Origin of the sequence: Bacillus sp. CH_48 (genome assembly GCF_038008465.1) — a bacterium.
Classification (GTDB): domain Bacteria; phylum Bacillota; class Bacilli; order Bacillales; family Bacillaceae_G; genus Bacillus_A; species Bacillus_A thuringiensis_S.
In genome coordinates this window covers 2,367,262-2,394,171 of sequence record NZ_JBBOZF010000001.1, presented here as the reverse complement: position 1 = coordinate 2,394,171, position 26,910 = coordinate 2,367,262, and the positions used below count along the sequence as shown (strand labels likewise).

The following is a 26,910-nucleotide window of genomic DNA, read 5'->3' as shown; positions in this document are numbered from 1 at the left end:
GAGAACAGTTTAACTATTCTCGTCCAAAATTACTCCTTGGATGAAGGGGTTTTCATGTATTATATTAACAGAGCTTTATTAATATTTAATTAAGACATTGTTAATATATTGTAAACATCCTTCATCCTATTTTTCAGTTGCTGATTTCGGTAAAACAACTGTAAACGTTGTCCCTTCTCCAACTTCACTATCTACTGTAATCGTACCTTGATGCGCCTCTACTAAATGCTTTACAATTGATAATCCAAGGCCTGTACCACCAGTATTTCTACTTCTCGCTTTATCCACTCGGTAAAAGCGTTCAAAAATACGCGGAATTTCCTCTTTACTAATACCAATTCCAGTATCCGATACTTTTATATAAGCATTATATTTATCTTCCGCTAACTCTACTGAAACAACGCCTCCAGCCGGTGTATATACGATCGCGTTATTAATTAAATTAATAAAGATTTGTTTCAGACGACTTGGATCTCCAATAACAGAGGCACGTTTTAATACATTCACTTGTAAAGAGATTTCTTTTTCTCCTGCTTTATTATCAAGCACCATATGAATATCTTCAAGCAGCCCCTTCATATCAACGGTTCCCATATTTAATTTAAATCCTTGTTGTTCGATCTTCGACAAATCTAATAAATCTTCAATTAACCCTTGCATGCGCTCACTTTCTTTTAAAATAATGTGCAAGAAATGTTCGCAGAATTTTTTATTATCCATCGCTCCGTCTAAGAGTGTTTCTGAAAAACCTTTAATAGAAGTAATCGGTGTCTTTAATTCATGAGAAACATTCGCTAAAAAGTCTTTTCTCATTTGTTCTAATTTCTTTAACTCTGTTATGTCATGGAATACGAGAACAATCCCTTTCCATTCATGGTTTGTCCCGATAATCGGTGCTCCATATACTTCAAAGTGCTTCCGCTCAATTCCAAGTGGCAATAACATTTGTTTACGCACTTTCACTTCTGTCATAAAGATTTCTTCTACAAGCTCAATAATTTCTGTATGATGAAACGATTCATAATATAAGCGATCTAAATATTCTTCATCTGTTACGTGAAAAGTTTCCTTATAAGAGCGGTTTACAAGGTTTATATATCCGCGGCTATCAATTAAAATCATTCCGCTTCCCATATTTTCAATTAACGTATGCAGACGATCTTGCTGCATTTCTTGTTCCAGTGTCATCTCTTGTAAGTTACGAGCTAAAATATTAATTGCTTTACTCAGCATTCCTGTTTCGTCCGAATGACTTTCGTATGCACGTGCTTTATAATTACCCTTCGCCAATTCAATTGCAACTTTCGTAACTGATTCAATCGGCCTAATATATTGCCCTGTAATTTTCATACCTAAAAATACAACTACGAGACAAGCAATGACAAATCCGATAATTAATAATCCCCACGTTTTTTGATGTACATCTCTTAAAGGATCGATTGTACTTTTCACCAAAATGTATCCTTGTTTTCCTTCTACATCTTGAACGAACACCGTATGATAAAATTGATTCTTTCGATCTGTCTCTTTCGTAATCACTTTACTTCGTTGTTTTGCCACTTCCGAAGAAAGTTCTTGAATCGTCTCTGGACTAAATGCCAATTCTTGTCCTTTTCTATATTGAACTTTCTTTTTTTCATTCACAAATACGATAGAAGCTGGTATTTTTTCTTCTAACTTTTCAAATACGTATGGATTTTTTAGGACCTTATCAAAACCTTGCTCTTCTGCTAACGCCGCAACATACTCCGTCTCTTTTACCATTCTCTCTTTAGCATGATCTATATAGTAGTTTTCAAACACAGTTTCTAGCAATAAGCCTAGTCCAACTAAAATAAATACAATAAGAGAAACAAATGTAAAAAGAAGCCTGGAACGAAATTTATTCATTCCCTTTTGGCTCCTCTAATTTATATCCTAAACCACGTATCGTTTTAATGTACGTCGGTTTTTTCGTATTTTGTTCAATTTTATCGCGCAAATGGCTAATATGAACATCAACAATTCGTGTATCACCAGCAAAATCGTAATTCCATACAGCACTTAATAATTGATCACGCGTCAACACGCGACTTTTATTTTTCGCGAGATACACAAGTAGTTCAAATTCTTTTGGTGTTAATTCAAGCTTTCTTCCTTGGAAATAAGCCTCATAAAACTCCGGTAAAATTTTAAGTTCTGCAATTGTAATGCTATCTTCATCTGGCGCTTCTGCAACTTGTTCTTCTTGTTGTAATTTCGTGCGGCGCAAAATTGCCTTCACACGAGCAACAACTTCTCTTGGACTAAATGGCTTCGTCATATAATCATCTGCCCCAAGTTCAAGACCTAGCACCTTATCAAACTCATCATCTTTTGCCGTTAACATTAAAATCGGCGTCATAACGCGCTGCAATCGTAATTCTTTACACACTTCCATACCATCCATTTTCGGAAGCATTAAATCTAATATAATTAAATCTGGGCGTTCTGTTGTCGCTTTTTGAAGCGCCATTTCTCCATCCATCGCTGTTATAACTTCAAACCCAGCTTGTTGTAAATTAAATTCAATTAAAGTTAAGATAAATTCCTCATCATCAACTACTAAAATACGATTGTTCATTCTTTTCCTCCAAGTTATAGACTTGAAACCTTCTTCATCCTAGTATTTCCCCCGTTATTCTCATCATACTAGAAAACAAGGTCCCTCTCAATATAATTGTCTATTCATGGAGATCGTTTGTGTAGAATTGAGAAAGTAGACGTAATTACGCTTCACCTGCAACTACACAGGATTTTGCCAAACTTTATAGATTGCTCTCTCTTCTTTAAAGCTCACTTCCGTATGAACTATAAAGTGAAACTTTAATCAGTGGGGCTTTTACGGGCAGTTGATTCCCGACCTAACTTCTTTGCTTTCGCTGAATTTTGAGGTGGGATCTTACTGCCCGTTAATGCGGGATAAAATCTTGATTTTGTGCTAGGAAAAACGAAAGAGCATACGCTATTTTATAATCTAGCGTTTCATATCCATCAAATAATCTCCCGTACATTTCATTCGCGATCGAATCGGCCCACACTTCAGCTTCTCGTATCGTTTCAAAGATAACTTCTTCTTTTTTCCACCTCACCTAAAAGAATCACTCCTTTCATTGACTTCAATTACCGATAGTTATATCGTTAATCTTAATATATAAATTAACACAATCAGGAGGTCTATTATGCGACTAATACTACCCATTCTATCTTTAGCAGTCACATGTATCCTTACTTTCAACGCTCCGAGCTGGGATACGATTAAAACGGGTTGCTCAGAATTTGCTGAAGGGTTCAAAGAAGGATTCTTCAACTAAAAATAGCGCTAGCATCCTTATTCAAGGTATGCTAGCGCTATTCATATTTTCATCTTTTAAAAATTATCTAATGCTTTTTCCATAATGGAAACAGATTTATAAGGTGGCGTTACTGTTAATGAACCCTTTACAACAGTTTCTCCTTTTTCATCATGAGCAGATACAAGCATATCAATTGTATGTTCCTCCTCAGAAACAGCCACAACTTCAAAGTGGATTTGTAACGTTTCATAATGGTGAACATGCTTCACGAACGTAAGGTCCTTCCTAGTAATATGACTTCCTGGACCCGGTAAATATTTCGTAACTGCCGTTGTAATCATTCCCGTTAGCATAATGCTTGGTACAATCGGCTTTTCATACGGAGTTTGGGATGCGTAATCATGCTGAATATATAATGGATTGGCATCATTCGTTAACCCTAAGTACAATAACAAATCTTTATCCTCAATTTTTTCAGTGATAGATAATTTCTCTCCTACTGTAATTTCATCCATTTTACGACCAATTTGAACTTTTTTCTTTAACATGTTACAACCCCCTCCGATTTTTTCACCTTATTATCCTACTAAAAGCGATACCTTATCCGAAATTTACTATGATGAGGGCAATGTATAGTATAAATCTACAGTTTCATTATAGGATATTACAAATGATAGCGTTTTCATATTATTTTAAAAAAACAATTCGGTAAATAGTAGAAAAAGATTCGGAATCCCGAATCTTTTTCACTACTATTCAATTATTAAACAAGAACTTTCATTACGTTACGTACAGATTCTACAGAGCGATCTAACGCTTCTTTTTCATCTGCAAGAAGTTCTAATTCAATAATTTTTTCAATTCCGTTACCACCTAGAATTACTGGTACCCCTAAGTAAAGGTCACTATAACCATACTCACCTTCAAGGTACGCAATAGCTGGTAATACACGGCGTTGATCTTTTAAGATTGCTTCTGTCATTTCAACTAAAGAAGCTGCTGGTGCGTAATATGCACTACCGTTTCCTAATAAGCCTACAATCTCACCGCCACCTTTACGTGTACGTTCTACGATTGCTTCTAAACGCTCTTTCGGAATTAACGTTTCTAACGGAATACCGCCTGCATAAGAATAACGCACAAGAGGTACCATGTCGTCACCATGTCCACCAAGAACAAATCCTGTAATGTCTTTTACAGAAAGATTTAATTCTTGTGCGATGAATGTACGGAAACGAGCTGTATCTAATACGCCCGATTGGCCGATTACACGCTCTTTCGGGAATCCTGCTTCTTTAAATACAGAATATGTCATTGCATCAACTGGATTTGTTAACACAACAATAATTGCATTTGGTGAATGTTTTGCAATGTCGCGCGTAATACTTTTCATAATTTTAGAGTTCGTTGCTACTAAGTCATCACGGCTCATACCAGGCTTACGTGCAATACCTGCTGTAATAACGACAACGTCAGAATCAGCAGTATCTGCGTAATCAGATGTTCCAATAATGTTAGCATCAAAACCTTGTACTGGGCTCGCTTCTAACATATCTAACGCTTTCCCTTTTGTTGGATTTTCCAGTTGTGGAATGTCCACTAATACAACATCTGCAAGTTCTTTTTGTGCTAATAAGAATGCCGTTGTTGCTCCTGTAAATCCTGCACCGATGACTGAAACCTTCTTGCGTTTGATTGTCATAATTTACCCCCCGCTTTAATTATGCGTTTTTGATTATCGCTACATCCATGTTTTTAATAAGCTCATTAGCAAACTCAGAACATTTCACTTCTGTTGCGCCTTCCATTAGGCGAGCGAAGTCATATGTTACTACTTTTGATGCAATTGTTTTCTCAACTGAATCTGTTACTAATTTCGCAGCTTCGTTCCATCCTAAGTGTTCTAATAATAATACACCTGAAAGAAGAACTGAAGATGGGTTTACTTTATCTAAACCTGCATATTTTGGAGCTGTACCATGTGTAGCTTCAAAGATAGCATGTCCAGTCACATAGTTAATGTTTGCACCAGGTGCAATACCAATTCCACCTACTTGTGCAGCAAGTGCATCAGAGATATAGTCACCATTTAAGTTCATTGTTGCAACAACATCGAACTCACGTGGACGAGTTAAAATTTGTTGTAAGAAGATGTCTGCAATAGAATCTTTTACGATGATTTTTCCAGCCACTTCAGCGTCTGCCATCGCTTTATTCGCTGCATCTTTACCATCTTTTTCAACAATGCGATCATATTCAGCCCAAGTAAATACTTTGTCGCCGAATTCTTGTTCCGCTACTTCGTAACCCCAGTTTTTGAAAGCACCTTCTGTAAATTTCATAATGTTTCCTTTATGAACTAATGTAACAGAAGAGCGTTTTTCGTTAATTGCATATTGAATTGCAGCACGAACAAGACGCTTTGTCCCTTCTTCTGAGATTGGTTTAATACCAATACCAGATGTTTCTGGGAAGCGGATTTTATTAACACCCATTGCTTCTTTTAAGAAAGCAAGAACTTTTTCTGCTTCTGGAGATCCTTGTGCATATTCAATTCCAGCATAAATGTCTTCTGTATTTTCACGGAAAATAACCATATCAGTATCTTCCGGACGTTTTACAGGTGAAGGAACACCTTCAAAATAACGAACTGGACGTAGACATACATATAGATCTAATTCTTGACGAAGTGCTACGTTTAGAGAACGAATACCACCGCCAACTGGAGTTGTAAGTGGACCTTTAATTGCGATTAAATATTCGCGGATTAAATTTAAAGTCTCTTCTGGTAACCACTCGCCTGTTTGGTTGAATGCTTTTTCCCCTGCAAGCACTTCTTTCCAAACGATTTTCTTCTCACCATCATAAGCTTTTTCAACTGCTGCTTCTATTACGCGAGATGCAGCTGCCCAAATATCAGGACCAATTCCATCTCCTTCAATAAATGGAATAATCGGATTGTTTGGTACATTCATAACACCATTAGTTACAGTAATTTTTTCACCTGTCGTCAATGTGATAACCCCCATGTTTGAAATTTCATATGTATGAAACTGAGGGAATAACCCCTCAGTTCAAACCGTTAGTCAAATTAAAATATTCTAATCATTACATCTTTCCGAAAAAATCAGACTTTTGAAAGCGTATTTTCACTATCAAAATAGTGTTTTTTGCTTATCTTTGTGCGATTGGAACATACACTTGATGCGTTGGTCCATTATAATCAGCACGTGGACGGATTAAACGGTTATTTTCATATTGTTCTAGAATATGAGCTAACCAGCCTGACATACGGCTAATTGCAAAAATAGGTGTAAATAAGTCATGGTCAATTCCTAAACAATGGTATACAGAAGCTGAATAGAAATCAACATTTGGTGGAAGACCTTTTTCTTTTGTTACAATGTCTTCAATTTTGATAGACATATTATACCATTTGTCTTCTCCTAAAAGCACGCATAATCTCTTAGACATTTCACGTAAGTGTTTTGCACGTGGATCACCCTGCTCATACACACGGTGGCCAAAGCCCATGATTTTCACTTTATTTTGAAGAGCATTATGAATATATGATTCTACATTTTCTTCTTCGCCAATTTCAGTTAACATCTTCATTACATTTTCATTTGCCCCACCGTGAAGAGGACCTTTTAATGCACCAATTGCTGCTGTAATACCAGAATATACATCTGAAAGTGTAGCTACGCAAACACGTGCAGTAAATGTAGAAGCGTTTAACTCATGATCTGCATGAAGTACAAGCGCCTTATCAAAAGCTTCAATTTCAACTTCATTTGGCTCGCGATCATTTAACATGTACAAGAAGTTTGCAGCTAATGATAAATCCTTTCTTGGCTCAACAATATCTAAACCTTTACGGATTCTCGCGTAAGCAGCAACTAAAGTTCCCACTTGAGCCTGTAATTTAACCGCTTTCAAATAATTAGACTTTTCATCCATAATTTCAGCGCTCTCATCGTATAATGATAGCATGGAAATTGCAGTTCGTAAAACAGACATCGGATGTGCAATTTTTAAATCTACTTGTTTCAAATATGTTAAAATCTCACCTGGAACTTTATAGTATTCAGATACAATTTCATTAAATTCCGCTAGTTCTTTTTCATTAGGAAGCTTGCGGTGCCATAATAAGTACACTACTTCTTCAAACGTAGCATTCTCAGCTAAATCATCAATATTATACCCAACATAAGTTAATGTATCATCAATAATAGAGCTCACAGATGATGTTGTTGCTACTACCCCTTCTAAACCTCGAATAACAGTCATGACATTCTCTCCTTTTCCTGAAAATTCTCCCAACCTTGCTCCTTATATCTATTTGCTCCCCTTATGAATTATGAACGCCCGTTCACTCTTTAGGCAAGCAAAATGCACGATCATGCAAATTTGTTGCGATGTTCCCCTCTTATTGTCCATGGTTTACATGGAAAGCATGAGCGTGAATGTCTCCCCGAATCCTCACGCTCAAAACAACAAGTTAGTGAGGAAAATACATTCCGAAGAGTTTTATGATAAAAACAACATAAAACAATATCATTATAAAATTGTTTTATGTTGTTTTTATTTTATCTGGTGTAAAGTCTCTGCTGTTATGTAACTTTTCAAAGTTTCTAATCCTATTATAAACAATTATCTGACTTTTGTGAACAGAAAGAATTCAAAAATTTTATATTACTATAAAATTCCTTATTTAAACATTTGTATAATACTCATAACCGCATAGGCAATTCCAGCCCCAATTAACGGACCAACAGCAACCCCATTAAATAACGCAACCGCTATAATTGTCCCAAAAACAAGCGCAGTTGTAATATGAGGATCCGTTGTCAACAATTGCACGCCGCCTTTCGCTAACAAAGCGACTGCTACACCTGAAGCTAAAGCAATCCACGCATAATACGATTTCGCCGCTTCTCCAAGTTGTTTAAAACCCATTTCCCCCGTCGCAATCGGTACTAGCACCGCTATTGTAATGACCGTTACACCTAGGTTAATTCCTTTCGTTTGTAAATAAGGAAAGACCTTATCTCCTAAAAACGTAAATTTTAATAGAAATAACACCCCAATAGCTACAGTAAGCGATTGGTTTTTAGCAATAAGTCCTATAATAAGTAGTATGAATAAAAATAACGTTGACTGACTAATCATGTTTACACTTCCTTTCTGAAAATAATGAACTCATTTCCAAACAAAAATACCTTTAAACCTATCGTTATACATGCTATACAGATGCCTATTTATCGATAACACCTTCAATTTTTTATACATTCTAAAAAGAGACTTTCACCAAAAAATTTAAGCATGTATACATTTTTGAAAACAGTCGTCTCTTCTTTCTTTTCTAATAAGAAACAGGTAAAATAAAAAGAAGAGAAAATGAAGTTTTTACCATATAGTAGTAGCATCACGAATAGGCTTTCACAGCCATTCATATACCGAAAAAAGCAGGCTAAATCCATCATTCCACTATAACATAAAGTAACACTTTAATCAGTTGGGCATCTTCCACTGATTATTGGCCGTCATCAATTGGGCTTTGGCGGGAGATTTACTGCCGCTAAAGTAAGACTTTAATCAGCAGAGCACGCTAGTTATAAGTTGAACGAATTAGGATAATCCAAATCGGAATGGGAGGTATACATCTTTGAACCGAAACTTACTATATATGATATTGCGACTCATATTTGTCATTGTAGCAACGATAGCTGGGTTCTATGTATTACTATACATGTCAGGGCTTATCTATCCTTTTATTATCGCTTTTGCATTTGCTTATTTGATTAATCCTGTCGTCAATTTCCTTAATCAAAAACTACAATTTCCTCGCGCACTAGCAGTACTCGTTAGCTTAATTCTCGTATTTGGAGCTATCGTTGGACTTGTTACATATCTTGTGACTGAAGCAATATCTGCCACAACATACTTACTCCAACTTGTTACAGTAAAGTTTCCGGATATCGTTACATTCGCTCAGCAATTTGCACTTAATCATATTATGCCTCTCTACGATGATTTAATCTCTAAATTTAATCATCTTGGAGAACCACAGCGCTATACAATTACACAAAACATTCAAAACTTAGGAACAGAAGCAACAACACAAATGAAAGAACTTTTAACCGCCATTATAAGCGGATTAACAAATTTCATTAGTGCACTGCCAACAACGTTAACTGTCCTTGTATTCATTTTATTAGCCACTTTCTTCATTAGTTACGATTGGCACCGTCTTGCTCAAAAAACAAGAAAATTACTACCAAATCGTGTACATGGCTACGGAAAAACTATTTTTGTCGACTTAAAAAAAGCTTTATTTGGTTTTGTGAAAGCACAACTTACACTCGTATCTATGACAACCGTCATTGTACTGATCGGACTTTTAATATTACGCGTACCATACGCCATTACTATTGCGATTATTACAGGAGTTGTAGATTTACTACCATATTTAGGAACAGGCGCAGTCTTCGTTCCATGGGTTATATACGTATTTTTCACTGGCGATACCGCATTCGCCATTGGTCTTCTCATTTTATACATCGTCGTGATTGTCCAAAGACAAATTATGGAACCGAAAGTACTTTCATCTAACATCGGTCTCGATCCATTAGCAACACTCGTCGCTCTATTTGTCGGCTTTAAGCTTTTTGGCTTTTTAGGATTAATCATCGGTCCAGTCACCTTAGTACTACTTAATACATTACACAAAGCTAATGTCTTCCATGACTTGTGGAAATATATTAAAGGTTCACCTTCAAAATAAAAGTTTCTAATTCATATAAAAAACAAGCTGTAATCAGTGGGAATTTCCCACTGATTATTCCTTTCACTTATTTTTTCACACTACTCACATGTAACAAGAGCATTACCCAGAAAAAGGATAATCCTCTTGTTTTTTTGCATAAAAAACACATTTTCTAATCAAAAATACATTTTTATTCTATTTTATATATATTTATTACTTACATTTATTACTTTTTATGTAAATGAATAAATATACAAAACCACATAGAATAAGGCTTCAACTAACAATCCCCACCTTTTATATGAAAGCAAAACTTTAATTTAGCTGCATTTCTCTCCATCTTATTCATCCAAATTAATAGCATTTAAAAATTACACGTTTAATCGAAGCACAACAAGAGTTCAAACGAAAATTATATAGCAAATATAATAAGCGGACGTTTTGTTCATCCCCACTCATCATTCGCCCCCACATCAGACACTTACGAGCAACCCAACTTTGAGATAGAAATCCCCCACAAATAGCGCAGTAAAGCGAAGCCTCAATCAGAAACCCCCTCTCCTCTTACAAGACAAAAAAATAGCACTTAGATCGTTATAATCTAAGTGCTACTTCTGAATGATAATAGTAGAGTTCTTTCTAAATTTCCATTCCATCCACTTCATAACAAGCGGCTTCAATAAAGCTCTCGTAATAGGGATCACGCAGATAAACCCTAGCACATCTGTCACATACCCAGGAAGCACCAAGAGAATACCTCCTACAAATACAAAAATACCATCTAGTACTGCCTCACCTGGCATTTCCCCTCTATTCAACTTAGATTGAATCTCTCCAAGTACTTTAAATCCTTGTCTTTTCGCCAAATACACACCTACAACACCTGTAAATACAATCATAGCGAACGTAGACCATAAACCTATTACATGACTTGATCCAATTAAGACCGTAATCTCAATCGCCGGTATTAAAATAAACAAGAATAGTAACCACTTCATAGTTCTACACCCCTCTCACAACTCACTTTTAACACCCTCACAACGCCTATATACATCATACGAAATATAGATACCCTTTCATACTAAAACTCATAACAAACCGCTTTTAAAAGCAATTCTAGGCACTTTAAACTAATTCTATCTCGTTTTGTGTAAAAAAAAGAGAAGGACTCCGATCCTTCTCTCCGTATTACTTATAGCACTTCCGCATGTCCATTATAAACAATTCCGCGTGCTGCATCAACTGTTACTTCTTGGCCATTTTTTAAAGTTGCTGTTACGCCGTTTACACCAACGATAACAGGAATACCGATTGATACGCCTACAACAGCCGCATGGCTTGTTAAGCCACCTTCTTCTACAACTAAAGCAGCAGCTTTTTCGATTGCAGGAATCATATCTTTATCAGTACTTGTTGTAACAAGGATATCACCTTCGTTTACGTTCGCTACAGCTTCAGCAGCTGTTTTTGCTACAACTACTTTACCTTTTGCAGCTTTACGACCGATTCCTTGTCCTTTAGCAACTTCTTCACCAACAACGTGGATTTTCATTAAGTTTGTTGTTCCAGTTTCAGCAACTGGAACACCAGCAGTAATTACTACAGTATCTCCAAGTCCGATTAGACCTGCATCCATACCTGTTTGAATTGCTGTATCTAACATTTCGTCAGTTGAAGCTGCGCGCTTCTCAGCCATAAACGCTTGTACACCCCAAACAAGCGCAAGACGACGTCCTACTTGCTCGTCAGATGTTACAGCTACAATTGGAGATTTTGGACGGTATTTAGAGATCATTTTCGCAGTATGTCCACTTTCTGTTGGAGCTACGATTGCAGCTACATCAAGAGCAAGTGCTGTATGCGCAACAGATTGGCTAATTGCATCTGTAATTGTTGGAGTGAACTCTTTAATACGTTTTTTGAACATATCTTCGTATTGTAATGATTTTTCAACACGTACTGCAATGTTAGCCATCATTGTTACTGCTTCTACCGGATATTGACCAGCAGCTGTTTCACCTGAAAGCATGATTGCATCTGTACCATCGAAGATTGCGTTAGCTACGTCACTTGCTTCCGCACGAGTTGGACGTGGGTTACGTTGCATAGAGTCTAACATTTGTGTCGCAGTAATAACTGGTTTACCTAACACGTTACATTTTTTGATTAGACGTTTTTGTACTAATGGTACTTCTTCTGGTGGAATTTCTACACCCATATCACCACGAGCTACCATTAAACCGTCAGAAACTTCTAAGATTGAATCGATGTTGTCGATACCTTCTTGGTTTTCGATTTTCGGTACGATTTGGATGTATTGAGCACCATGCTCTTCTAATAATTCACGGATTTCTAATACGTCAGACGCTTTACGTACGAATGAAGCTGCGATGAAATCAACTTTTTGCTCGATACCGAAGATGATATCTTTTACGTCTTTTTCAGTGATACCAGGAAGCTTAATGCTTACGTTTGGTACGTTAACACCTTTTTTATTTTTTACAGTTCCGCTGTTAAGAACTTTTGTACGGATGTTTCCATCAGCTTTTTCGATTACTTCTAGTTCGATAAGACCGTCATCGATTAGAATGCGAGAACCTGGGTCTACATCGTCATAAAGACCAGCATAAGATACAGAGAACTTCTCTGCAGTACCTAATACTTGCTCAGTAGAAAGAACTACTTCTGCACCTGTTACAAGCTCAGCTTGTCCGTCTACGAAGTCGTGAGTACGGATTTCTGGACCTTTTGTATCAAGTAAGATACCAACTGTTTTACCAGTTTTCTTTGAAGCTTCACGAATGTTTTTAATACGAGCTCCGTGCTCTTCATGGCTACCATGAGAGAAGTTTAAACGAGCAACGTTCATACCTGCTTCGATTAATTGCTCTAATTTTTCAATACTTTCACTAGCAGGACCTATAGTACATACAATTTTAGTTTTACGCATATTGCACCTCCGAAAATTATGAAACCGTTCCCAAATATCTGACATTACGTCAATTAGATGGATAATTCTTTAGATAATTGATACATATCTTTATCGATTGTATGCTTTTGAGCTAACGCTTCGATAATATCATGATCAACAAGTTTGTTATCTTGAATACCTACACAACGTCCACCTTTACCAGCAATTAATAATTCAACTGCTCTTGCGCCAAGACGACTTGCTAATACACGGTCTTGTGCACTTGGTGATCCACCACGTTGTACGTGACCTAATACAGTTACACGAGTATCAAAGTTTGTTGCTTCTTCAATGTGCTTACCGATGTCAATTGCACTTCCAACACCTTCAGCTACAACGATAATACTGTGTTTTTTACCACGTTCACTACCACGCTTCAGACGAGCGATAACATCATCCATGTCATACTCTTCTTCTGGAATTAAGATTGTTTCTGCACCATCAGCTAAACCAGCCCATAATGCGATATCACCAGCGTGACGTCCCATTACTTCGATAACATATGTACGTTCATGAGATGTAGCTGTGTCACGGATTTTATCAATTGCATCAATAACAGTGTTTAAAGCTGTATCGAAACCAATTGTGAAGTCTGTTCCAGGGATATCATTGTCGATTGTACCTGGTACACCAACACACGGGAATCCTTGTTCAGTTAATTTTTTAGCGCCTTGGTAAGAACCATCTCCACCAATAACAACAAGTCCTTCGATACCATGTTTCTTTAATTGCTCGATACCTTTTAGTCGTACTTCTGGGTCTTTAAACTCAGGACATCTTGCTGTATATAATTTCGTACCACCGCGGTGGATAATATCGCCAACAGAACCAAGTTCTAATTTTTCAATGTGACCAGAAATTAATCCAGCGTATCCATGGTAAATACCATATACTTCAATATCATGGAAAATCGCTTTACGAACAACTGCACGAATGGCAGCATTCATACCAGGTGAATCTCCACCACTTGTTAATACACCAATACGTTTCATTTGTACTCACCTCATAAAGATTATTTGCCTTATAATAAAATAACACGAAAAAATATAAAAACACAATGGAGAAGATGTGTCTTTTCATAATAAAAACGTGCATTCGCGAAGAGGAACGCACGCTTTTCTTATTTTATCCCAATGGAAGCGTTTGAAAACGAAACTTGCCCAATTTTCATATATTTTTCATAACGTTTTTCGATTAATTCATCTTTCGAAATTCCGTTTAATTGTTCAAAAGTTTTTCTAATCATTAAATCTATATTTTCTGACTGTTTCGAAAGATTACGGTGAGCTCCACCTTTTGCCTCTGGAATAATTTCATCAATTACACCTAATTCTTTCAAATCTGCTGCTGTAATTTTCATTGCCTCTGCAGCTTCCTTTGCTTTTCCTGCATCTTTCCAAAGAATTGCCGCTGCACCCTCTGGTGTAATAACAGAATAAGTGGAATTTTCTAGCATATGAATGTAATCTCCCACTCCAAGGCCTAGCGCACCGCCACTACCACCTTCACCGATAACGATACAAATAACAGGTACAGTTAAACCTGCCATTTCAAATAAATTGCGGGCGATAGCTTCACTTTGACCACGTTCTTCAGCAGCTTTACCAGGATAAGCCCCTTTCGTATCAATGAAACAAATAATAGGACGATTGAACTTTTCCGCCTGCTTCATTAAGCGTAATGCTTTTCGATATCCTTCTGGATGAGGCATTCCAAAGTTACGGCGAATATTTTCTTTCGTATCTTTTCCGCGCTGATGCCCAATTACAGTTACAGGCATCCCTTTATATTTCGCAATGCCGCCGACAATCGCTGCATCATCGCCAAATAGACGATCTCCATGACATTCGAAAAAATCAGTAAATAAGTGCTCAATATAATCGAGCGTTGTCGGTCGTTCTGCATGACGAGCAATTTGAACACGGTCCCATACTTTCAGATTACCGTATATATCTTCCTCTAAATTTTCTAGCTTGTCTTCCAAAATACGAATCTCCTCACTGAAGTCCATCTGGCTGTTTTTCGTATAGTCTTTCAGTTCACGAATCTTATTTCTTAGCTCAACAACTGGTTTTTCAAATTCTAGCTCTGCCATACAGCCATTCCCCCTCCTTGATGAACTTCTAAAATCTTGCGAAGCGATTCTCTCATATCATCACGATGCACCACCGCATCTAATTGACCATGATCTAGTAAGAATTCTGCCGTTTGGAAATCTTCCGGTAGTTTCTCACGCACCGTTTGTTCAATTACACGTCTACCAGCAAATCCGATAAGTGCACCTGGTTCTGCAAGATTATAATCACCAAGTGAAGCGAAACTCGCTGAAACCCCGCCCGTCGTTGGGTGAGTCATAACAGAAATAAATAATCCTCCTGCATTACTATGCTTTTTCAAAGCTACGCTTGTTTTTGCCATTTGCATTAAACTTAATATCCCTTCTTGCATACGGGCACCACCCGAAGCAGTAAAGATAATAAATGGAACTTGTAAGTCGTACGCCTTTTCAACCGCACGGGCGATTTTTTCTCCTACCACAGAGCCCATGCTCCCCATTCGAAAACGAGAATCCATTACTGCAACAACAACAAGCATGTCATCAATTGTTCCTTCACCAGTTACAACCGCTTCGTTTAATTCAGTCTTCTTACGATCGCTCTCTAGTTTCTCTTCATAACCTGGAAACTCGAGTGGATTTAATGAAACCATTTCTTTGTCATACTCACGGAATGACCCTTCGTCCAATATACTATCAAGACGTTCCCATGCATTCATAGGATGATGATATCCACAATTCACACATACTTTTAAATTTTTTAGAAGTTCTTTCGTATACATGATTTTTTTACATTCCGGACATTTTGTCATAACGCCATCTGGTACATCTTTTCGTACTTGTTCTGAAGGTATTGCAGCGTACTTTTTCTTTTTCACGAATAAATCTCTTAGCACAATTTGACCCCCTTCGTTGAGAGCTAAGGTTAGCGTAAGAAGAAAATGGGGCTAACACCAAAGTTTGATGTTAGCCTTATCTTCTCAATCTGTCTAATAACCTCACTCTTTACGTTTAACTTTAACCGCTAAGCGGTAGAATGTTTGTCATAACGTGTCATGGTCATTTCGACAAATTTTATACATTACGAGTGAAACTGTATATTCTCTACTAATTCATCGTAAATTTTTAGTGCATCATTTTCTTGTTTTTCTTCCAAAGTAGCATAAAGCTTTCTATACATATCGATAGAATCTCTTGAAACTTTACAAGAAAGAGTTGCTACGTAATCATTTACGATCATCCAAATGCGATATAGTAAATAATTATCGACTTGTTCAATAAGTGTTTTAAAGAACGTTTGATGAAGCGTTGGGATTGAGTTTTCATTTCCTTCAAGTACTTGGTGTAATCTACTTAGTACTTTAGAAAACGTTTCTTTCGGTAAATTACATACAATTCGAATCATATCTTTCTCAAGCAATCGTTTCGTTTGTAATAAATCACGAATTGTTTTCTCATCTTGCAGTAAGAACGGAGCAATTAATTGTACAAGGCCGTTATCATAAAAGTTTCGAATAAATGTCCCTTCACCACGTCTCGTTTCAATCAATCCTACCAGTTCTAAAGCACGCAATGCTTCTCTTACAGAGGAACGTCCTACGTTTAAGCGTGAACTTAACTCACGCTCAGACGGCAAACGATCCCCCGCTACCAATCCATCCTCTTCCATAATGGAACGGATTTTTTTTACAATTTCGAGATATACTTTTGTATTTGATGATGTCAATGGAAATTCCTCGCTTATTCTTTACCAATCAGCGCTAATTGTTTTGTTTTTTCAGCGATCTCATTTGGATCTACTTGACGGCGAGCTACTCCTGTCTCCATTGCTGCTTTTGCAACGTAAGCCGCTACTTGAGGCGCTACACGCGCGTCAAATGGTGCCGGAATGATATAGTCTGCATTCAACTCATCTTCTGCTACAAGCTCAGCAATAGCCTGTACAGCTGCCATCTTCATTTCTTCGTTAATTTGTGTCGCATGTACGTCAAGTGCACCGCGGAAAATACCAGGGAACGCCAGTACATTATTTACTTGGTTCGGGAAGTCAGAACGACCTGTTCCAACAACAGCTGCGCCCGCTGCTTTTGCCAATTCTGGCATAATTTCTGGAACCGGATTCGCCATTGCAAAAATAATCGCATCGTCATTCATTGTACGAACCATCTCTTCTGTTAATGCACCTTCTGCAGATACACCAATGAATACGTCCGCACCATGTACAACATCAGCTAAAGAACCTTCTATACGATTCTTATTTGTATATTTTGCAACTTCATCCTTCACCGGATTCATACCTGTAGGACGACCATCATAGATTGCCCCTTTACGGTCACACATAATAATGTCGCGTACACCATAGCGATATAAAAGTTTAATAATTGCAATACCTGCTGCACCTGCGCCATTTGCGACAACTTTAATGTCAGACATTTTCTTTCCAACTAATTTCAGTGCATTTACAAGACCTGCTACTGTTACGATAGCTGTTCCGTGTTGATCATCATGGAAGATAGGAATATTTGTTTCTTTTTTCAAACGCTCTTCAATAATGAAGCAGTTTGGTGCTGCGATATCTTCTAAGTTAACGCCGCCAAAAGTTGGCTCCATTAATTTTACAGTTTCAACAATTTTATCTACATCGTTTGTATTTAAGGCAATCGGGAATGCATCTACACCAGCAAAGCTCTTGAATAATACAGCTTTACCTTCCATTACTGGAAGAGATGCTTCAGGTCCAATGTTACCAAGACCAAGTACAGCTGTTCCGTCTGTCACAACTGCTACCATATTTCCCTTCATCGTATATTCATATACCTTACTTTTATCGTCATAAATTTCTTTACAAGGTTCTGCAACCCCTGGAGAATATGCAAGACTTAAATCTTTTGCATTTTCTACTTTTACTTTTGATACAGTTTCTAATTTTCCTTGATGCACTTTATGCATGTGAAGTGCTTCTTCACGAAGTGTTGACAAACTATCCACTCTCCTCAAATTATTCTTGCTGATATCAATTTCTCCAAGTGGTCTGACCACGAACACTACTACTATAATAATCGAAGTGTAGGGAAATTGTCCATTATATTTTCACAACTACATTTTCTTCCCCGACAATTTCACGAAGTGCTCCTAAACATTCTTCACTTGGATGAATCGATAAACTCCGAGATAATTGTACCATTTTATGTTCCTTTTCATAATAAATTAGTACTTTCGCAAAACCTGAATAGTCGAACAATATTTTCGTAACCTGATTTAAAAGCTTTTTCTCATACTGAGACGGCAATTTCACGTAAACAGATGCGTCTTTCTTTTCTTCATAAACATCCATTTCCTCTAGCGGATATAGACCATTTACAATCCATTGCAGCTTATGATTTCTTAGCTCAATCGTACCGTCAACTAAAACAATTGCTCCTTCTTGTAACTTGTCCGAGAAATGTATATACGTTTCCGGGAAGAGGACTGCTTCCATTTCATCATTTTGATCACAGAATGTAATAAATGCCATCTTTTGAAACTTTTTCGTACGAATCACTCTCACACTTGTTATATACACAATAGCTCTTTGTACTTTTTTCTTGTGTCGCATCGCCTGAGCGAGAGATGGAATTTCTAATTCTTTTGCTAACTTTACATACTGCGCTGTCGGATAACTTGATAAATAAAAGCCAAGTGCTTCCTTCTCTTTATTTAGTTGTTCAATAAAAGATAGCTCTTCTCCTTGTACGTATTTTGATTTTGGAACAGCATCTCCTAAATCACGTGCGAGATTCGCGTACTCTAATGCCCCTTTAATACTTTTCCATAAATTCGTTCTCGAAACACCAAAATCATCAAAACATCCGGACCAGACGAAAGCTTCTAAATTGCGCTCCGTCACAAACTTTGACGGCATACGGAGACAAAATTCAAACAAATCTTCGAACATTTTTTTCTTTCGTTCTTCTAATAATGCCGTCACTGTAGCCATTCCAATATTTCGGATCGAAAGTAAACTGTAACGTATCGCATTCCCTTCTATTTGGAAGTTGTAACCACTTCTCTGAAGAGACGGCGGCAAAACGTGAAAGCCTTTCCGCTTCGTTTCTCGTATATACTGTACAATTTTATCTTCATTTCCAATTGCGCTTGATAATAATGCCGTCATAAATTCCAGCGTATAGTTCGCTTTCAAATAGGCAAGCTGATATCCGATCATACTGTAAGCTACAGCGTGACTTCGGTTAAAACCGTAATTCGCAAATCTTACAATTAAATCATAAATTTTCTCAGCAGACGTCTCATCATAACCATTTTGCAAACACCCTTGGACAAAATGCTTACGTTCCTGATCTAAAATATCACGATTTTTTTTACTCACTGCACGGCGCAGTAAATCTGCTTCTCCGAGCGAAAACCCTGCTAACTTCGATGCAATTTGCATAATTTGTTCTTGGTATACAATGACGCCGTATGTTCTTTCTAAAATTGGCTTTAAATCCGGATGTAAATATTCAATTTTTCTTTTTCCATGTTTCGATTCAATAAAGGTCGGTATCTGTTCCATCGGCCCCGGTCTGTATAACGAGTTAACAGCTACGATATCTTCAAACTCATTCGGTTTTAACCCGCGAAGTACATTTCGCATACCACCTGACTCAAGCTGGAATACACCTGTTGTATCCCCTCTCCCTAATAATTGGAACGTCTTTTCATCTTGAAGAGGTAAGTTTCTTATATCGATTTCTTTCCCTGTTTTGTTCGCGATAAATTTTATAATATTTTCAAGTAACGTTAAATTACGTAACCCTAAAAAGTCCATCTTAAGCAACCCAAGTTCTTCTAGCGCATCAGCTGGATATTGCGTAACATAAACATCGTTATGTCCTTCTTGAATTGCTACACTGCCTGTTAACGGTTCTTGACTCATAATAACGCCAGCCGCATGAATAGACGTATGACGTGGTAAACCTTCTACACGTTTTGCGATTTCAAACACACGCTCATGCAGAAGATTCCCTTGTATAAACTCACGAAGTGATTGTGATTCTTCATATGCATCTTTTAACGTTATACCGAGCTTTGATGGGATAAGTTTTGAAAATATATCAATATCTCGTGGCGGAAGCCCCATTACGCGGGCAATGTCTCTAATTGCTGCTTTTGCTGCAAGCGTACCAAACGTTACAATTTGCGCAACACGAAGCTGACCGTATTTATCTTTCACATAGCGAATCATCTCATCACGTCTTACGTCTGGAAAATCAATATCAATATCTGGAAGCGTCACACGTTCAGGATTTAAAAACCTTTCAAATAATAGATTGTATTCAATCGGATCAATATCTGTAATTTCTAATACGTATGAGACGAGTGAACCAGCTGCCGATCCACGACCTGGTCCTGTTAAAATATGATTTTCATGTGCATACTTCATAAAATCCCATACGATGAGGAAATAATCACTAAATCCCATACGAGAAATAACATTTAATTCATGATCCAAACGCTTTATATGCACTTCTTTCGGCGCACCATATCGTTTCCGCAAACCTTCTTCACAAACACGACGCAAGTATATATCACTCGTTTCGTTAGACGGAACAGGAAACTTCGGAAGTTGATTTACATGGAACGGTATTTCTACTTGGCAACGCTCTGCAATTTTTATTGTATTTTGGATTGCTTCCGGCGCATGGGAAAATAGTGCTTCCATTTCATCCGATGATTTTAAATAATATTGATCTGTTTTCAGCCTCGGCCTATCTGGATCAGTCATTTTCGTTCCACTTTCAACAGATAGTAAACATTCGTGAACAAGTGCGTCACTTTGATTGATATAACGCACATCGTTTGTTGCAACGACTGGAATATTAACCCTACTAATAAATTCAGGTAGCTTCTCTTGTAAAAGCAACTCATCTTGAATTGCATGATGCTGCAAACTCATATAAAAATGGCCGAACATATTTTGATATGTTCGAGCTACTTCTTCAGCCTGACTCTCATTGTCTTCTAGTAATAATTGCTCAATTTCGCCATCTTTACCTGGTGAAATAGCAATTAATCCTTTCGCATAATGCGCAAGCCACTTCTTAGGAATACCTTCTTTGGACTTTGTCATAATACTGCTAGAAATCTTTAATAAATTTTGGTAGCCTATTTCATTCTCAGCAAGTAATACAAGCGGATAAGACCTTTCTTCTTCTTCACTAAAAATAGAAGCGGTTAATCCAATAACAGGCTGTATACCATGTTTCTTACATGCTTTATAAAACGGAATAACGCCATACATAACATTTTCATCCGTAATAGCCAGCGATGAGAAACCAAGTTCTTTCGCCCTGACTACAAGCTCATCAATTTTACAAGCACTTTTTAATAAACTAAAAACGGTTTGACATTGTAAATGCACAAACTTCACTGTTGTACCCTCTCTTTACCTATTTGACTACTTTTATTATAGGTGATGAGGAAAGCGGAAATCAAAACATACTTCTTATACTTTGTCCATATATATGAAGAAGAAAGGGGAATGACGATGGATGTAAGAGAACATACTTTTTTCTCTCTGCTTATTATTAGTTATTTTATTGCCTTTGGGGTTATACTTGGCGGTTCATTAATTGGTGGATTTGGTGCGTTTCTTATCGGAAAACCAGCTCTAACTTACATTAATCAATTCGCCCAAAATTTAAGAATTTGGGCACTCGTTGCAGCAATCGGCGGAACATTCGATACCTTTTATAGCTTTGAAAGAAGTTTCTTTGGCGGAGATATGAAAGATATCGTAAAACAAATTCTCCTTATTTTTTTCGCAACTGGTGGTATGCAAACAGGTCTCATTATTATTAAATGGCTAACGCAGGAACATGTATGAGAGTACCAAGTGCCAATACAGCAAAAAGATGGTACTTAGTATTAGCTGGTGCTGCTGTTGGAGGCGTGTTGAGCTGGTTTATTTTTTTGTACATATACGGTGTTTTTCAAGAAGAACAAGCTAGTAAAATAGCAGAACAAAGAGAAATTATAGAAAAACAAGAAGCAAAACTCCACGTCCTTCTCGAAGATCAAGAAAAATTGAACACTGAAAATAAACGGCTCTTAACCATTCAAGAGATTAAAATAAAACTTATCAATCGAGAAAAATACGATTTAGACAATCTTACACTCGAAAATATGACTACATCTATCCATAATGATCTCCAGCATCTTTTAACGAAAAACATTCAAAGTATCGCAAAAAATAAAGACCTACTCAAAAAGGTAATCGAAAACAAGACGTACAAACATTACGATCGGCTATACCGTTTTAAAGTCGATACAATATCTTTTGATACAGTGCTTGAAATTAGCATTACTATAGAGAAAGAAAAATAAAGAAGGAGGGCTTTAGCGCCGCTCCTTCTTTTCGTTCTAACATATAATCTCTTATTTACAAATCTCACGTAAATCAGCAAAAAGACGATCCGCTTCTTCCCAAGAAGATGCCTTCGCACCAGAAGCCATCGGGTGTCCTCCACCGTTATATTGCATTGCTAATTTGTTTATAACTGGTCCTTTTGAACGAAGACGAACACGAATTAAGTCGTCTTCCTCTAAAAATAGAACCCACGCCTTTAATCCATCAATATTGCCAAGTGCTCCAACAACACCAGATGCTTCAGAAGAAAGTACATCAAACTCTTCTAATACTTCTTTCGTTAATTTAATGTAAGCTGCTCCTTCTTCTACCATCGTAAAGTTTTGTAAAATATAACCGTTTAAACGAGCAATTTTTTCTTTTGTCTTATACATTTCATTGTATAAATCTGTGAATTTCACACCCATATCAACAAGCTCACTTACGTAACGAAGTGTTTTTGCTGTTGTATTCGGGAATAAGAAACGACCTGTGTCCCCAACAATTCCAGCTAAAATAAGGCGAGCTGCTTCTTTTGTTATTTTTAATCCTTTATCTTTTCCATACGTGTAAAACTCATAAATCATTTCACTTGTAGAACTCGCTGCCGTATCTACCCACGTAATATCTCCATATGGATCTTCATTTGGATGATGATCAATTTTAATTAACATTTTCCCTTTTGTATAGCGTTGATCATCAACACGTTCTTGATTCGCAGTATCACAAACGATCACAAGCGCATTTTCGTATACACTATCTTCAATATCATCCATTACTCTTAAGTACGCTAACGACGGTTCATTGTACCCAACCGTATAAATATTTTTCTCTGGAAACGATCCTTGTAGAATTGTACCAAGGCCACCCTGTGAACCTAATGCATCTGGGTCCGGACGCACGTGGCGATGAATAATAATTGTATCAAACTCTTTAATTGCTCCTAAAATTTGCTCATGCATATGTATAATCTCCTTTTTAATCAACTTCTTCACTTTATCCTCCATTATAACGGAAAGTATTTCATACATGCGAACAATTGCTTTATAATAGAAGTTAGAAAGTTTAGATATTTCTTTTTCTTTTCTATTATTTTTCACAAAGCGATGGGAGTGTTCATTATGCCAGTATTAGTCTTCTGTATTATCGTCTCATTTATGTTGTACCTCTTTTACAAAACAAAATACTTTCGTACAAACCGCCCAATGGAAAAAGGTTGGCTCTCAGGAAAATCCGCAATGGCACTCGGTTCATTCGTTTTATTTTTCGGGGTAAACCAATTCTTTTTAGAACTTTCAACCGCTCGTATTATCGTTGGTATTTTATTCGTTCTATTTGGTAGTGCAAGTGTATTTAATGGGTTTCGCCAATACAAACACTTCTTACCATTAGCAGTTAAAGAAGCCGAAGTCTATGAAGCAACATAAAAAAAGCATCAATATTGTGATGCTTTTTTACGACCCTTAACTTTCAAAATCATATATGCAACAAACGCAGATGGTATATTAAATGGGTTACCTTGTACGTGAAAATGTAATTGTTCTTCTCCAAAAGACATTTTTTCATATAGCTCTCGCTGAGATAATCCTGTCTTTTCCTTTTTTTCATGTAAACCTTGTAAATATAAATATTGGATCGGTATCATTACAAGAAAGTAAAATAGTGCGATACTACCAAAAAAGAGTACGGCTGACGACATAATGTATACCACCTTCCAGAAATCCATTTTCTTACAATATAATCATAACACAATATATACCAAAATTAAATTACTATTCTGTCTTTTATCGTGTTACTTTTCCACTCCATCCCATACATATTTCACTAAAACTCTCATCTAAAATCATGCCTTTCAAATTTAAAACAACAAAAAAAATGGAACAAATCAAAACGATTTGTTCCATCTTTTTATTTATCAATTAACTGAACCATAAGTAATGCTTTTCCAACGACATTACCTTCATGATGCACCTCTACATCGACCTTACCAAATTTACGCCCGATTTCTAATACTTTCGGATGAACGGATACAACATTATCAATTTGAACCGGCTTCACGAAATAAATTGTTAAGTTTTCAACAATTAAATCGCTTTTCTTTTGCGCACGAATGACGCGATTTGTCGCTTCTGTCACAATTGTTGCAAATACACCGTACGATAACGTTCCGATTGAATTCGTCATTTGCGGCGTCACCGAAAATTGATATAGATGCTCATTTTTCGCTTCTTTTGGCGTCATAAATTGATTCGTTACGATATCATCAATTGTTTCTCCAACTTGTGGCTGACGTTGAATCATTTGCAGTGCCTGAAGTACATCTTGACGGCTAATGATACCTTGCAGTTTATTTCCTTCCTCAACGACAGGAAGTAATTCAATTCCTTCCCACACCATCATACGTGCCGCAGCTGCGACAGACATTTTACCATTCACTGTAATTGGGTGTTTTGTCATTACTTTATCAATTGGTGTTTCTTTCGCTACACCGATCATGTCTTTTGAAGTTACGATTCCTAGCACTTTTTTATTTTCATCGACAATTGGATATCTTCCGTGCATTGTCTCTTCGTTATATGCATGCCATTGCTGTACTGTATCATGTGGCTTTAAATATAACGTTTCTTCAATTGGTGTTAAAATATCCTCAACAAGTACAATTTCTTTCTTAATCAGTTGATCATAAATTGCACGGTTAATTAACGTTGCGACCGTAAATGTATCGTAGCTACTTGAAATAATCGGCAGCTTTAATTCGTCTGCTAATTTCTTCACATGATCTTCCGTATCAAATCCACCCGTAATTAATACAGCGGCTCCAGTTTCTAGCGCTAATTGATGTGCATTCGTACGGTTACCAATAATGAGTAAATTCCCAGCTTCTGTATAGCGCATCATCGCTTCTAATTTCATAGCTCCGATTACAAATTTATTTAATGTTTTATGTAGTCCTTCTCTGCCTCCAAGTACTTGACCGTCGACAATGTTAACGACTTCTGCATATGTCAGTTTTTCGATATTTTCTTTCTTCTTTTGTTCAATTCGAATTGTTCCGACACGTTCAATTGTACTAACATATCCTTTATTTTCTGCATCTTTAATTGCACGGTAAGCTGTCCCTTCACTTACACTCAAATCTTTCGCAATTTGTCTTACAGAAATTTTATGGCCTACTGGCAGGCTATTAATATGTTCTAAAATTTGGTTATGCTTGGTAGCCAAATGGTTTCACCATACTTTCTTTTCCCTAAATTCTTCATGTGTTGTACTTTCAGTATACTATATTTTCAAAACTGTTACACTCTCTCTTTGCATACCTGTACTATTTTTTTTATAACAAAATGACCCTTACATTCCACCAGTCATTCTATTACAACAATGTAATGCTATTGTCATCTCATTCGATAGTTCGCCCACTTGATTCCCTATACAATGAAGACAAGAAATAAAACAAAGGAGCGTACACATGATGAAAAAATTTTTAGAGGTTGTAGGTGCTATATTTTTAGCTTTCGTAGATGGGAAAAAAGTTGCAATGGAATTGAATGAAACACCTGAACAACCACGTACAAAAAGAAAAGAATCACCAAAACAAATACAAGCATTAAAAGCTGTCCTACACACGTAAAAAACCCTTCACTTTTCTTTTCAAATGAAGGGTTTCTTTTCTATAGTGTAATACTTTCTCCAGCTTCTAATACTTTCCCTGTACAATTTTGTAGCTTTTCTACAAATTGATATGGATCTTGTTCAATAACTGGGAACGTATTGTAATGCATCGGTACAACAGTTTTCGAATTAATCCATTTTGCCGCTAGTACAGCATCTTCTGGTCCCATTGTGAAATTATCACCAATTGGTAAAAATGCTAGATCAACTTTATTTAATTCCCCAATTAACTTCATATCAGAGAATAGTGCAGTATCTCCTGCGTGGTACACTGTTTTCTCTTCTGCTGTAAATAAAATACCTGCTGGCATACCTGTATATGTAATCGTCTTATTTGCTTCATCAATATAACTAGAGCCGTGGAATGCTTGTGTAAACTTCACTTTTCCAAAGTCAAATTCATGTGAACCACCAATATGCATCGGATGTGTATTTACACCTTGCCAACTTAAAAATGTTGCTAGTTCAAATGGCGCTACAACAACTGCATTATTTTTCTTCGCAAGTTCTACTGTATCTCCAACATGATCACCGTGTCCATGCGATAAAAGGATTGCATCCACTTTTACATCTTCAGCTTTTAAATCTGTTTTCGGATTACCTGTTAAAAACGGGTCAATTAAAATAACTTTTCCATTCGCCTCAATTTTCACAACTGAATGTCCATGATAAGATACTTTCATTATTACATTCCTCCCCTATTCACATTCTCACTTTTTATTCTACATGATTTCTCTATTCCCT

General features: G+C 36.8%; 26 protein-coding genes. 6 read left to right on the top strand and 20 right to left on the bottom strand.

Features of this window, described 5'->3' with window-relative positions:
- Positions 1 to 126 precede the first annotated feature (126 nt).
- The 3 genes from phoR to N2V92_RS12005 form a co-directional block, all read right to left on the bottom strand.
- Complete coding sequence (phoR, locus tag N2V92_RS12015) at positions 127 to 1,890, bottom strand: sensory box histidine kinase PhoR (RefSeq protein ID WP_001032097.1); 1,764 nt, start codon at positions 1,888 to 1,890, stop codon at positions 127 to 129.
- On the bottom strand, positions 1,883 to 2,602 hold the full coding sequence (phoP, locus tag N2V92_RS12010; RefSeq protein WP_001065220.1) for a two-component system response regulator PhoP: 720 nt from the start codon (positions 2,600 to 2,602) through the stop codon (positions 1,883 to 1,885). Before phoP ends, phoR begins: the two co-directional genes overlap by 8 nt.
- Before the next feature lie 328 nt (positions 2,603 to 2,930).
- A complete protein-coding gene (locus tag N2V92_RS12005; protein ID WP_001267360.1) occupies positions 2,931 to 3,110 on the bottom strand; it encodes a hypothetical protein in 180 nt (59 codons plus the stop codon).
- Between the two features lie 90 nt (positions 3,111 to 3,200).
- Between N2V92_RS12005 and N2V92_RS12000 the strand changes: the two genes are divergently transcribed.
- A complete protein-coding gene (locus N2V92_RS12000) occupies positions 3,201 to 3,332 on the top strand; it encodes a hypothetical protein (RefSeq protein ID WP_001237013.1) in 132 nt (43 codons plus the stop codon).
- Between the two features lie 56 nt (positions 3,333 to 3,388).
- On the opposite strand, the gene N2V92_RS11995 is transcribed toward N2V92_RS12000, so the two are convergent.
- The 5 genes from N2V92_RS11995 to N2V92_RS11975 all read right to left on the bottom strand — a co-directional run bounded on the left by N2V92_RS11995 (position 3,389) and on the right by N2V92_RS11975 (position 8,486).
- On the bottom strand, positions 3,389 to 3,862 hold the full coding sequence (locus N2V92_RS11995) for a MaoC family dehydratase (protein WP_000914181.1): 474 nt from the start codon (positions 3,860 to 3,862) through the stop codon (positions 3,389 to 3,391).
- A 215-nt stretch (positions 3,863 to 4,077) separates the two neighbouring features.
- The gene (gene mdh, locus N2V92_RS11990) at positions 4,078 to 5,016 is read right to left on the bottom strand and encodes a malate dehydrogenase (RefSeq protein WP_000153232.1); all 939 of its coding nucleotides are present in this window, start codon (positions 5,014 to 5,016) and stop codon (positions 4,078 to 4,080) included.
- Between the two features lie 19 nt (positions 5,017 to 5,035).
- The gene (icd, locus tag N2V92_RS11985; RefSeq protein WP_000206893.1) at positions 5,036 to 6,328 is read right to left on the bottom strand and encodes an NADP-dependent isocitrate dehydrogenase; all 1,293 of its coding nucleotides are present in this window, start codon (positions 6,326 to 6,328) and stop codon (positions 5,036 to 5,038) included.
- A gap of 160 nt (positions 6,329 to 6,488) precedes the next feature.
- Complete coding sequence (gene citZ, locus N2V92_RS11980) at positions 6,489 to 7,637, bottom strand: citrate synthase (RefSeq protein WP_000503651.1); 1,149 nt, start codon at positions 7,635 to 7,637, stop codon at positions 6,489 to 6,491.
- Positions 7,638 to 8,024: 387 nt separating this feature from the next.
- Positions 8,025 to 8,486, bottom strand: coding sequence for a DUF441 domain-containing protein (locus N2V92_RS11975; RefSeq protein WP_042595939.1), 462 nt, complete (start codon positions 8,484 to 8,486; stop codon positions 8,025 to 8,027).
- 496 nt (positions 8,487 to 8,982) lie between these two features.
- Between N2V92_RS11975 and ytvI the strand changes: the two genes are divergently transcribed.
- Positions 8,983 to 10,101, top strand: coding sequence for a sporulation integral membrane protein YtvI (ytvI, locus tag N2V92_RS11970; protein ID WP_001081375.1), 1,119 nt, complete (start codon positions 8,983 to 8,985; stop codon positions 10,099 to 10,101).
- A gap of 590 nt (positions 10,102 to 10,691) precedes the next feature.
- On the opposite strand, the gene N2V92_RS11965 is transcribed toward ytvI, so the two are convergent.
- From N2V92_RS11965 to dnaE, 8 genes are all read right to left on the bottom strand, one after another.
- The gene (locus N2V92_RS11965; RefSeq protein WP_000871631.1) at positions 10,692 to 11,081 is read right to left on the bottom strand and encodes an FxsA family protein; all 390 of its coding nucleotides are present in this window, start codon (positions 11,079 to 11,081) and stop codon (positions 10,692 to 10,694) included.
- A gap of 194 nt (positions 11,082 to 11,275) precedes the next feature.
- Positions 11,276 to 13,033, bottom strand: coding sequence for a pyruvate kinase (pyk, locus tag N2V92_RS11960; RefSeq protein WP_001232667.1), 1,758 nt, complete (start codon positions 13,031 to 13,033; stop codon positions 11,276 to 11,278).
- Between the two features lie 53 nt (positions 13,034 to 13,086).
- Positions 13,087 to 14,046 (bottom strand): 6-phosphofructokinase, encoded by a 960-nt coding sequence (gene pfkA, locus N2V92_RS11955; RefSeq protein ID WP_000821157.1) that lies wholly within the window; start codon positions 14,044 to 14,046, stop codon positions 13,087 to 13,089.
- A 128-nt stretch (positions 14,047 to 14,174) separates the two neighbouring features.
- Positions 14,175 to 15,149 (bottom strand): acetyl-CoA carboxylase carboxyl transferase subunit alpha, encoded by a 975-nt coding sequence (gene accA / locus N2V92_RS11950; RefSeq protein WP_000818789.1) that lies wholly within the window; start codon positions 15,147 to 15,149, stop codon positions 14,175 to 14,177.
- Positions 15,137 to 16,006 carry an acetyl-CoA carboxylase, carboxyltransferase subunit beta gene (gene accD / locus N2V92_RS11945; protein WP_000942858.1) on the bottom strand — a complete coding sequence of 290 codons (870 nt, stop codon included), beginning with the start codon at positions 16,004 to 16,006 and terminating at the stop codon, positions 15,137 to 15,139. Before accD ends, accA begins: the two co-directional genes overlap by 13 nt.
- 185 nt (positions 16,007 to 16,191) lie before the next feature.
- Positions 16,192 to 16,836: a FadR/GntR family transcriptional regulator gene (locus N2V92_RS11940; RefSeq protein WP_000204445.1), complete on the bottom strand. Its 645-nt coding sequence runs from the start codon at positions 16,834 to 16,836 to the stop codon at positions 16,192 to 16,194.
- Between the two features lie 14 nt (positions 16,837 to 16,850).
- A complete protein-coding gene (locus N2V92_RS11935) occupies positions 16,851 to 18,059 on the bottom strand; it encodes an NAD(P)-dependent malic enzyme (protein WP_161635086.1) in 1,209 nt (402 codons plus the stop codon).
- A gap of 133 nt (positions 18,060 to 18,192) precedes the next feature.
- A complete protein-coding gene (dnaE, locus tag N2V92_RS11930; RefSeq protein ID WP_000673721.1) occupies positions 18,193 to 21,519 on the bottom strand; it encodes a DNA polymerase III subunit alpha in 3,327 nt (1,108 codons plus the stop codon).
- Positions 21,520 to 21,561: 42 nt separating this feature from the next.
- Between dnaE and N2V92_RS11925 the strand changes: the two genes are divergently transcribed.
- Both N2V92_RS11925 and ytrI read left to right on the top strand, forming a co-directional pair.
- On the top strand, positions 21,562 to 21,975 hold the full coding sequence (locus N2V92_RS11925) for a YtrH family sporulation protein (RefSeq protein WP_002005839.1): 414 nt from the start codon (positions 21,562 to 21,564) through the stop codon (positions 21,973 to 21,975).
- Complete coding sequence (ytrI, locus tag N2V92_RS11920; protein ID WP_001265736.1) at positions 21,972 to 22,475, top strand: sporulation membrane protein YtrI; 504 nt, start codon at positions 21,972 to 21,974, stop codon at positions 22,473 to 22,475. Before N2V92_RS11925 ends, ytrI begins: the two co-directional genes overlap by 4 nt.
- Positions 22,476 to 22,526: 51 nt before the next feature.
- On the opposite strand, the gene N2V92_RS11915 is transcribed toward ytrI, so the two are convergent.
- Positions 22,527 to 23,459, bottom strand: a complete 933-nt coding sequence (locus N2V92_RS11915; protein WP_016077225.1) for a DHH family phosphoesterase — start codon at positions 23,457 to 23,459, stop codon at positions 22,527 to 22,529.
- A gap of 159 nt (positions 23,460 to 23,618) precedes the next feature.
- Here N2V92_RS11915 and N2V92_RS11910 point away from each other — a divergent pair, with 159 nt between their 5' ends.
- Entirely contained in the window at positions 23,619 to 23,924 is a 306-nt protein-coding gene (locus N2V92_RS11910) for a YtpI family protein (protein ID WP_001144782.1), read from the top strand.
- 8 nt (positions 23,925 to 23,932) lie between these two features.
- On the opposite strand, the gene N2V92_RS11905 is transcribed toward N2V92_RS11910, so the two are convergent.
- Positions 23,933 to 24,196, bottom strand: a complete 264-nt coding sequence (locus N2V92_RS11905; RefSeq protein WP_000093045.1) for a DUF3949 domain-containing protein — start codon at positions 24,194 to 24,196, stop codon at positions 23,933 to 23,935.
- Positions 24,197 to 24,405: 209 nt separating this feature from the next.
- Positions 24,406 to 25,719, bottom strand: a complete 1,314-nt coding sequence (locus N2V92_RS11900; RefSeq protein ID WP_000201579.1) for a CBS domain-containing protein — start codon at positions 25,717 to 25,719, stop codon at positions 24,406 to 24,408.
- 244 nt (positions 25,720 to 25,963) lie between these two features.
- Here N2V92_RS11900 and N2V92_RS11895 point away from each other — a divergent pair, with 244 nt between their 5' ends.
- Positions 25,964 to 26,125, top strand: coding sequence for a hypothetical protein (locus tag N2V92_RS11895; protein ID WP_000976014.1), 162 nt, complete (start codon positions 25,964 to 25,966; stop codon positions 26,123 to 26,125).
- 40 nt (positions 26,126 to 26,165) lie between these two features.
- On the opposite strand, the gene N2V92_RS11890 is transcribed toward N2V92_RS11895, so the two are convergent.
- A complete protein-coding gene (locus N2V92_RS11890; RefSeq protein ID WP_000868923.1) occupies positions 26,166 to 26,849 on the bottom strand; it encodes a metal-dependent hydrolase in 684 nt (227 codons plus the stop codon).
- Positions 26,850 to 26,910: the final 61 nt, after the last annotated feature.